Annotated in this window: 5 protein-coding genes; 3 read left to right on the top strand and 2 right to left on the bottom strand. The window is 37.6% G+C overall.

Annotated features, from left to right (window positions below; genetic code table 11):
• Positions 1 to 86 precede the first annotated feature (86 nt).
• Positions 87 to 1,246 (bottom strand): IS3 family transposase gene (locus VIO64_RS22520; protein ID WP_331921997.1). Its coding sequence is split into 2 segments (ribosomal slippage): positions 87 to 979 and positions 979 to 1,246, totalling 1,161 coding nucleotides; the frame shifts between segments, so codons are not numbered across the junction.
• Between the two features lie 65 nt (positions 1,247 to 1,311).
• The gene (locus VIO64_RS22515; RefSeq protein ID WP_331921996.1) at positions 1,312 to 2,085 is read right to left on the bottom strand and encodes a polysaccharide deacetylase family protein; all 774 of its coding nucleotides are present in this window, start codon (positions 2,083 to 2,085) and stop codon (positions 1,312 to 1,314) included.
• Between the two features lie 238 nt (positions 2,086 to 2,323).
• Between VIO64_RS22515 and VIO64_RS22510 the strand changes: the two genes are divergently transcribed.
• From VIO64_RS22510 to VIO64_RS22500, 3 genes are read left to right on the top strand one after another with little or no spacing between them, the layout of a single operon-like run.
• The gene (locus VIO64_RS22510) at positions 2,324 to 5,779 is read left to right on the top strand and encodes a TerD family protein (RefSeq protein ID WP_331921995.1); all 3,456 of its coding nucleotides are present in this window, start codon (positions 2,324 to 2,326) and stop codon (positions 5,777 to 5,779) included.
• Positions 5,769 to 7,577 carry a hypothetical protein gene (locus VIO64_RS22505; protein WP_331921994.1) on the top strand — a complete coding sequence of 603 codons (1,809 nt, stop codon included), beginning with the start codon at positions 5,769 to 5,771 and terminating at the stop codon, positions 7,575 to 7,577. The genes VIO64_RS22510 and VIO64_RS22505 overlap by 11 nt, the downstream gene beginning before the upstream one ends.
• Positions 7,574 to 9,106 (top strand): reverse transcriptase family protein, encoded by a 1,533-nt coding sequence (locus VIO64_RS22500; RefSeq protein ID WP_331921993.1) that lies wholly within the window; start codon positions 7,574 to 7,576, stop codon positions 9,104 to 9,106. The genes VIO64_RS22505 and VIO64_RS22500 overlap by 4 nt, the downstream gene beginning before the upstream one ends.
• Positions 9,107 to 9,310: the final 204 nt, after the last annotated feature.

Genomic DNA, 9,310 nt, shown 5'->3' with positions numbered 1-9,310 from the left:
AGAAACCTTCTATTTTTGTACAAATGCTTGAATTTTCTGTGTTACGCAAATTTTTGAATTGGAATGGAGCGTAGCGTAATGGAGATTCAAAAATTTGCGGCCGCTGCTGTAAACATCTCAGGAGTCTTGTATCCATTGCTTACATGTAACCTTTTCCTGCGGTAATAAATCTCTATGTACCAAAATATCGCAGCCCGGGCTTTATCGCGTGTCTTAAAGTGCTGTTCATTTAGCCATTCCTGCTTCAATTTTCCCCAGAAACTTTTCATTAGTGCATTGTCCCAGCAATTAACTTTTCTACTCATGGAACAAATAAAACTATGCTTTTTTAAAAGTTGCTGGTAATCATTACTACAATACTGGCTGCCCATATCTGAGTGTATTAGTACTCCCTTCGGGTTGGCCCGTCTGTCTCTTGCTTGGTTTAGACACCTTATAACAAGATCCTTTGTCATACGTTCATCCATTGCCCATCCAACTACCTCACGCCCACACAAATCAACTATGCCAGCTAAATAAAGCCATCCTTCATCAGTTGGTATATATGTTATATCACTTACCCATTTCTCATTAGGATTTTTAGCATAAAAATCTCTGTTAAGTATGTTTTCAGCCACAGGCAAATTGTGATTAGAGTTTGTTGTAGCTTTGTACTTCTTCACTACTTTAGACTTCCAACCATTATTCCTCATTATCTTTGCAACTGTTTTTCGGTTTACTGGTGACTCTGGTTTGCTAAGCCTTTGTGCTATTTTTACAGACCCTGGAATCTGCTTGTTTTCATAAAACTCTTTCTTTACAAGTTCTGTAAGATTTCTTTCCCTAATAATTCTCTTACTCTCTGGACGTTTATCCCATGCATAATAACCACTTCTTTTAACTTCAAGTACTTTGCATAGCTTCGCTATTCTGTAATTTGACGATTCAGCTTTGATAAACTTGTATATTTCTACTTTTGGTTTTTTGCGAAGTAAGCTGCCGCCTTTTTTAATATCTCGTTTTCTTCCTTAAGCTCTTTAATTTCCCTTTGTAGCTTTTTAAATGCTTCATCTTCCGGTTTTATATGACCACTACCGACAAATGGCTTCTCACTGTTTTCACGGTATCTTGATACCCATCCATATATTGTTGTATCTCTTATACCTATTTCTTTGGAAACACTTGATACTGTTTCTCCACCTTCAACTATCCTTTTACATATCTCAGTCTTATACGCCTGATCATAAACTTTTCCCATCTTCGACACACCTTCCTTTTGTTTTATTATACTCTATGTTCCATGTGTCTACAAAATGGGGTATGGGTCAATTCCTACTTGTTCCTTCTTTGTGTCCCGTCAAAATCAATATAATAATTATCCCTCATTATCAACTTTGAAACAGGTAGAAATTCATAACCGTTATTCTTTAATGCAGAAATGATATTAGGCAGCATCCTTGCAGTATGGGGTGTATCATTATGGAAAAGGATAATTGATCCGGGCTTTACTTTTGTAACAATTCTATTCATTATCTCACTCTGTGATATGCCAGGACGCCAATCAAGGCTGTCAACATCCCATTGAATTGTATAATACCCTAATTCCCTTGCAATTCTCACAACATCATTATTATAATCACCATATGGAGCCCTGAACAGGTCAGGCTTATTTCCTGTAATTTCACTTAGCTTCTGTCCGCATAAATCAATTTCCTCTCTTATTTTTTCTCCGCTTAGAGCCCCCATCTTGAAGTGCGACTGTGAATGGTTAGCCGTATCGTGTCCGTCCATTGCCATCATCTTTATCATTTCAGGGTTTTTTTGAGCCCACTGACCAAGTACAAAAAAAGTTGCTTTTATGTTCTCTTTTTTCAAAGTGGTTAAAATATCCGGTATATCATCTGCTCCCCAGGCACAATCAAAGGTTATTGATACAACCTTATTCGGGCCATCAACCGAATATATGGGTAAATCGTTATTTCTTCCGTTAAACACTCCAAGCACCTCTGAAGTAGACATAAGTATGATGAATACAGCAGCAACAGCAATAACTAAAGCCAAAGCTACAGGCAGTATCCTTCTTGCTTTAATAACATAAAATGTCATTGACTTGACCCCTTTTAACTTAAATATTTTCAATATAGTAATTAATATTCACCAGTGAGCAATTTCAAAACATCATTAGCACTTTTATTTTAAAATTTGAGCAGTAGTAGATATTAAATAAGTCATATAAAAATGCAAATTTCTATACAACAAATGTCAGATACATGATATTATTAATATATTCATAAATGGCAATTCATACTAAAATCATAAGTTTCAAATAGGGGGAGCGAACTTAATGTGCACCTATCTTATAAAAGGTCAAAGAGTTGATTTGGCAAATTACCTTGGAAATTCATCTAAAATTTCACTGTCCTTCGGTTGGGCAGATTCAAGGATTTCTTTGGATGTCTCTGCATTTCCGCTTGGGAGTTCCGACAAGGTTCAATATGAAAGTGATTTTGTATTTTACAATAATCCTGCGACATTTGACAGAGGGATAGTACTGGAACAGGATGGCAAGTCCATCAATGTTGATTTATTAAAAATACCCGAAAGAATATCTAAAATAGCCTTCAGCCTTTCAATTTATGATGAAAGCATGGGAATGGATAATTTTAGTAGGATACAGGGAGCTTATGTACAAGTTATCTGTGCAGTTACAAAAAGGGTATTGATCCAATATGACTTAAGACAGGACATGTTCAGTAATGAAAAAGCTATTGTTGCTTTTGAGATATATAAGTATAAAAACAGCTGGAAATTTGCAGCTGTCGGAAGCGGATTTTCTAATGGCCTCGCGGGAATCTGCAGTTTATACGGATTGGAAGTGGAATCCCCTGATCCTACAGCATCAAACTCATCAGCAAACCATACAAGTTCAAATGAAAGCTCGGATACAAGTTCAAATTTAAATTCAATTCCACAGAATACAGGTGAAACAGGTGCAACACAGACTACAACTATGAGTACCCAAGCATCAAATAATTCTGTAATGACGCTGGATTTAAAGAAAACCTGGAAGAAAACAGTGGCTCCCGTAAGGCATTTAGTATTGTGGGGATGGGATGAGAGGCAAAACCCTGCCTTCCTCGTTTTGTACGGTGACCATGAATTCAAAAGCGGAAACATCCTCTGTGATGATGTTAAATATGACAGGTACGTTATATTAAAGGGTAGCGATGGGCACCTGCCATCATTCAAACCAATAAAGAAAATTAACAGTATGGATTATTCACGTTTAAGTCCCTTTGAGAAAGTAGTGCTTCCTTACTTTGATGGCATGTCTTATGATAAGTGTGTTGGAATAATTGAGATACAAAATACAAAGTTCCATGAGTTTAAGGTTGCCAAGAATCCAAATATGGTTCTAAAGCTTCCTGAATTCTATTTCCAGTACTTTGATCTAATTGTTGGGATACTTGGAAACCAGAACATATACATGAGAAAGAAAATGATGAGCCAGCTTGTTAAAAGCAATCCTCCTAAAGAGGTTTATAAGCTGCTGCTTGATATAGGAAGCACTGAAGCCATTGCCGGGTTGTTCCTTGAGCTGGCAAAGACAAATAATCCTATTCTGTTGGATGAAGCTAAGGCTTTGTTTTCATCCAGTATAACTTGGGCAGAAAGAGGATACGCAAAGGGTATAAAGCGTTGCGTAAACATTTATATAACTGCAATGGATCCTGTTTTAAGGGAAGGTAAAATTCATTGGATAAAAATAAATGTCTCAAAAATGGATTTGAAGCTTATAAGAATTAAAGGAAAAGAAATACCCGAAGATAAAGTTCTTGACGGTGAAGACTATAGAAAGCTTGCAAAAAAAGGTAATTTAATGTCACTGCAGCAGTATTATAATTGGGAAACCCGTCAATATATAGTATATCCAAATCACTTTGAAGAAAGTCAATATTGTAATGGCAGAAGCTTGAAAATTATAGATTTCAAGAATACCATCCAAGAGGCTGAAGTATTCGGGTTAGCTGAGGTCATCGGAAAAATCGGTTATTTTCTTGATGCCCCCCGCCTTTTATATTATTTTCAAAGCAACAAAAAGAAAAAGGCATTGGAATACTTTCAACGTTATCTAATAAGGATTATTGGCTGCTATGCTGATACAGATGAAGATAAATTTATAAAAGCACTTAAAGCACTTCTCACAAGTTATACAAAAGGCGACTATGTAAGTGATAAGGGAAAAAACTTTGTTTCTAATAAATTTATAAAATTTTACTTATATAATGATTTCAATGAAAAGCCTCCTGAAAATATGCAGACTTGGCAGGAGTGGAGGAATTACTACGAATGGTTCAGTACCGATCATTTTATGAGAATACATGGACGCTATGAATACAGGAAGGATATATGGGACAGACATTTGGATGCAGCTGCAGATATTGCATTAGAGGCCGGTATTGATCCTGTCGTTAAAGCCTGTTACTTTATATTGAAGGATTCTCCAAACTTAAATCAGTTTGTCTCCAATATTGATCATGACAAGCTTGTAAAGCTGGCACTTGTCTCATACTCTCCACTTGCAAGCATGTTCATGGGCATACTTACACAGAAAATTAATAATACAGTCGAATTTGATATAAACCTGATGATGGCGTTGATAAAAAGTTCATATGAGGGGCTTAAATCTATGGCACTTGCTTTTTTTGAAAGAACCGACGGAAGGTTTACCCCGGAATTTTTAGCAGATTTTATTATGCTTCCAAACCTGTCAGACTGGGCTGACCTGTTTTCAACCGGAATACAGTATCTTACAGTAGAACAATATGCGGATTTTGTTAACCATATGCTTCATAACCATGTAAAGGGCTTAATCCCGGCTGAGCTGCCTAAGAATATCAGCGATATCCTGCTGCAGCATTCAGGCAAGGTAAGAGAAGCTCAAAACTTGTTACGGATAAATATATTTAACAGTCTGATTGATGCCTTGTTTGATATGCCAAAGCTTCCCGAGTGGCTTTGTACATTTGTTGAAGAAGTGATTTTTGCCTATACCTTTGAAGAGCTGGATGAAATACTGAAGGAAGTAGCAATACCCGTAAGAGCCACTTCCTCGCGAAACAGAAGGGTTATTTCCATCCTTGAGTCCATCAAATGCAAAAATATGCCAAAGGATGCTCAAATCCTCAATGTATTGGAGTCATCCACCTCAAGAATTGTTAGCATGCTTTTAAGCGTGATTGCCATATTTAAAGAGGATTTAAATAATAGGCTTGCTACAATTCTGATTCTTTTAGAATCAGAGGTTCCAGTTGCAAACCAACTGGCAAAAGAAGCTTTTGGCACTCTCCCACCGGAAAAGCAAAAAAAGCTCCATTCCATGGTTATCGACTCCCCTGTGGAAAGGGCATACAGCTTCGGCCTGAAGCAGCTTGACAGCATTTACGGAGAGCTGATACCGGGTGAGTTTATAGTTCAAATGCTCGAACATGGTTCTCCTGAAGTTAAAGCATATATATCAAGTAAAATAGACAGAATAATCCAAAACTTCAGCACCACAACAAAGGAGCTTTTTATGTACTATGTTAAAACCCTTTTACTCCTGCCAAACAGGAATTCAAAGAGCAAACAACGGGTTTATGACTCATTACCCAGGTTTGTTTCAACATATCCTGATAAACTTGATGAAGTTGAACAAATACTCATAAATATCGGAGGCTCCAACATTATAATCGATTCAGAGCGGGCACTGGTAGCTCTTGCTAAAATAAGAAAGGAAGGTGCTGAACATGCAGGTTAATTATCAATATGCAAGTCCGTCCATGTGTGTCCAGAGCGGAGATCAGACTGTTTTAGGTCTAAGTCCCGATCTTTCAAGAGAAGAAAAAGTTTCCTTCTCCGGCACACTAAAAAAGCCTCTTATTTTCAGGGATGCCATGCTGATGCTTCGCCAGATTGTAGTTTCGGATACAAGGCAGAAAAAGAAAGAACGAACAGAGTTTTTTATCTGGCTTAACGAGGAAATAGAAAGGCAGATTGAAAAACATGAAAAGTATATGTCATTAGGTAAAAAATCAGACCTGCAAAGTAAAATAAATGATTTGCAAAATTACAAGGAAAGTTTGGATATAAAGCTGGAAGGTCTGACAAAAGCTCGAATCAGCTTAAAAAAGGAAGTAGATAAATATGATGCATGGAATGACTATTACAAGCTGGAAAGAAAGTTCTGGCAGTTTATTAAGACCCGTGATTTAAGCCTCTGGTATGTACTTGATCCTGTTATAACAGTACATCCGGACCAGGTGTCCTTTGAGGCATTTTCACTTGATGAATCAACTTATGGTTGTCTTTCGGTAAGCATGGATGAGTTTGAGTTGAAGCAAACGCCTCAACTTGGAACAACCAATATAGACTTTTCCGATAAGCTTGCAAGAGAGATGGAGCGTTTTAGAACATACACAAACGTAGAGCTGGCCGTAAACCCCGGTGGGTTCACTGTAGATTCAGGCGTCATGCCGGAATATGTTGAGAAAAAAATAGATCTCCCCGAATCATGGATAAAGGGTTTCAATCAGGTATCCGGAGCAGCAAGCCTTGGTGGCGTGGACATTACCCTTACTCCTGTTGACATGTATGATATTTGCTCTTTTTTAAGAAGGTTTAAGGCAAATAAAAGCCCAAGATATATGAAATGGATACTTGAACCGGAAAAACCCATTAAAATTGTATTTGAGCCTTTTGGAAAAGTAATGGAACTTCAGTCTGTTTATAACGGAAAAAAGAAGCGGGAGGAAAAAATTTGGGGCAGAAATCGGTGGCTGGTAATTGAAAGAATAATACCCCATGTAAAGTCATTCACCATAAGGCTTCTAGGTTTTGGAATGCCTCAATTCATAATTGGTGACATGGGCTCAATGAAAATGACCATAGGCTTTTCATCATGGTCTTCCAATGACTGGGTGAAAGGAACTGCCTTTAATATTTTAGGCGGCTTTATAGGAAGTGGCAATTATGAAAATGTTTATTCACTTTTAAAAGCACACAGGTTTTTATCAATTGACAGCATAAGTGATAAATTGAACGTTTCGTCAGAAACCGTCAATAAAGCCGGAGTGGGTATGCTCTTAAGGCGTGGAGAGGGGTATTTCGATCCAATCTTAGATGTAGTAAGGTTCCGGCAGCTGTGTAATGTACCGATTGATAAAGCGTTGTATGAAACCACATCTATGGAGATCAAGGTACAAGAACATATGCAAGAGGGGCTGTCCAACTTTAAACTTATGGTTAATAACGATATGGAGCTCGTTGCTTATAATGCATTCAAGGATACCGGCAGTACGTCTCAAAATGAAGGGTATTATTCAAGAAATCAACATGTGATTCCAAAATTAATACAAACTGAATTGACTGTTGATCAAGATGGTCAGATATCAAAAGTAAAATGCACATGCAGTGAATTTAATAGGGGTTCAAGGAATATATCAGAGCCTTGTTCCCATATTCTCGCACTTTATGTAACAACCTCTAAGTTTTTACAACTGGAATTCAGACCTGGTCGAGAATACAAAATCAATGATATTTTGGAGATGCTGATATGACGGATAATAGTTTTGATAGGGATAAGTCAGAAGAATATAGGGATAATGTTAAAATTATGGGTAAAAAAGAGTTTACCCTTCATAAAATGATTGAATATGGGTTTTGGCCCAAGGGATTGCCTACCCCTTTTGAAAGGCAGGTAAACGAGACTCCTGAGCAGTATCAAGAGAGGCAGCGACTTTTTTTAGAATACAAAAAAATTGCAGATGAAATTTCAAAATTATATAAGGAAAAGAATGAAATAAGCCAAAAACTTCAGGAGCTAAGAAAACAATATAATAGTGCCTGGGATGAAGAGAGAATCCGCAAGGACATTGCACAGCGGATAATGAAAGAGTCCAAAGAACGCCGTGAACAAAGAAAAAAGCAGCGTGAACTTGAAAAGGAAAGAAGATTTCAGGCATGGCAGGAAAAGAAGGCGGAGAGCATCGTTTTCATTGGAAACGGTTATTCTTCAATGCTCCATTTCAAATCAGGAAATCAAAGCAAGCTGGCAAATCTAGGATTGCCCATAATAAATACCGACAAAGAACTGGCAGAATTCATTGGGGTAAAATACAGAATACTAAGGTTCTTGGCATATCACCGTGATGTTGTGTCAATGGATCATTACCACCATTACAAGATTCCTAAGAGAAAAGGCGGTACCCGCAATATAGCCGCACCCAAAAGCATTTTGAAAGGGGTTCAGCGGAAAATTTTAGAAGGCATCCTTGAAAAATATGCATGTTCTACAAATTTTCAATCTGATAACGCCCATGGATTCATATCTGATAATGCCCATGGATTTATAAAGGGAAGGTCTGTTGTAACAGGTGCAAGCACTCATATAAGAAACCCGGATTTAGTAATAAACATGGATATAGAGGATTTCTTCCCTACCATTACCTTCCAAAGGGTAAGAGGAATGTTTGTTGGGTTTGGCTACTCAGGGTATATTGCCTCACTTTTGGCGATGCTATGCACTTACTGCGAGCGTATGGAAATTGAGATTAACGGTAAAAGGAAATTTGTTGCTACGACAGGAAGGATACTACCGCAAGGCTCCCCTGCAAGTCCTATGATTACCAATATACTCTGCCTCTCATTGGATAAAAGACTTAACGGGCTGGCCGCAAAATTTGGATTTAAATATACCAGGTATGCAGATGACATGAGCTTCAGCACTAAAGAAGCATCGTTAAGTGATGCAGGGAAATTATGCGGCCTAGTTTCCAAAATAGTTGCAGATGAAGGCTTTAAGATAAATTATGATAAAACCAGATTTTTAAAGAAGAATAACTGCCAATCCATAACAGGCATAGTTATAAATAACGAACAGCTTGGAGTTAATAAAAAGTGGGTGAAAACACTAAGGGCTGCATTATATAATGCCCGCAAAGCAATGGCAAACGGGAAAATTCCCTATGAAACAATCAGTGAAATATCCGGAATGGCAGCTTGGCTTAAAAACGTTAACGAAGAAAGGTATGCGACCATTATAAAAGCTACACATGAGCTTATAAAGGAGATTCAGAAAAGTTACTAGTGAATACATTGAATTATGATAAGATGTTTGATATACTATTTTATAAGTAAATAAGAGTAACAGATCCCTTGGCCTATATACCTCGGTGCTGCGCCGCGGTGGAGATTTGCCAGTTACACGACACCTGGCTGTGCGCAATTCGCATTGCCTTCACTACAGTCCATTTTTAAAAGGATCCTGCGGTGTAATGACTGTAGTGAAGCA

The sequence above is a fragment of the Pseudobacteroides sp. genome (assembly GCF_036567765.1).
In the GTDB taxonomy this organism is placed as follows: Bacteria; Bacillota; Clostridia; order Acetivibrionales; family DSM-2933; genus Pseudobacteroides.
Note: the sequence above shows the minus strand (reverse complement) of the source record. Positions and strands in the feature narration are given on the sequence as shown.

What these genes read in the sequence shown, in the direction of transcription:
- VIO64_RS22515 (WP_331921996.1), bottom strand. Translation starts at nt 2,085, where the DNA reads ATGACATTTTATGTTATTAAAGCAAGAAGGATACTGCCTGTAGCTTTG.
- VIO64_RS22505 (WP_331921994.1), top strand. Translation starts at nt 5,769, where the DNA reads ATGCAGGTTAATTATCAATATGCAAGTCCGTCCATGTGTGTCCAGAGC.
- VIO64_RS22500 (WP_331921993.1), top strand. Translation starts at nt 7,574, where the DNA reads ATGACGGATAATAGTTTTGATAGGGATAAGTCAGAAGAATATAGGGAT.
- VIO64_RS22510 (WP_331921995.1), top strand. Translation starts at nt 2,324, where the DNA reads ATGTGCACCTATCTTATAAAAGGTCAAAGAGTTGATTTGGCAAATTAC.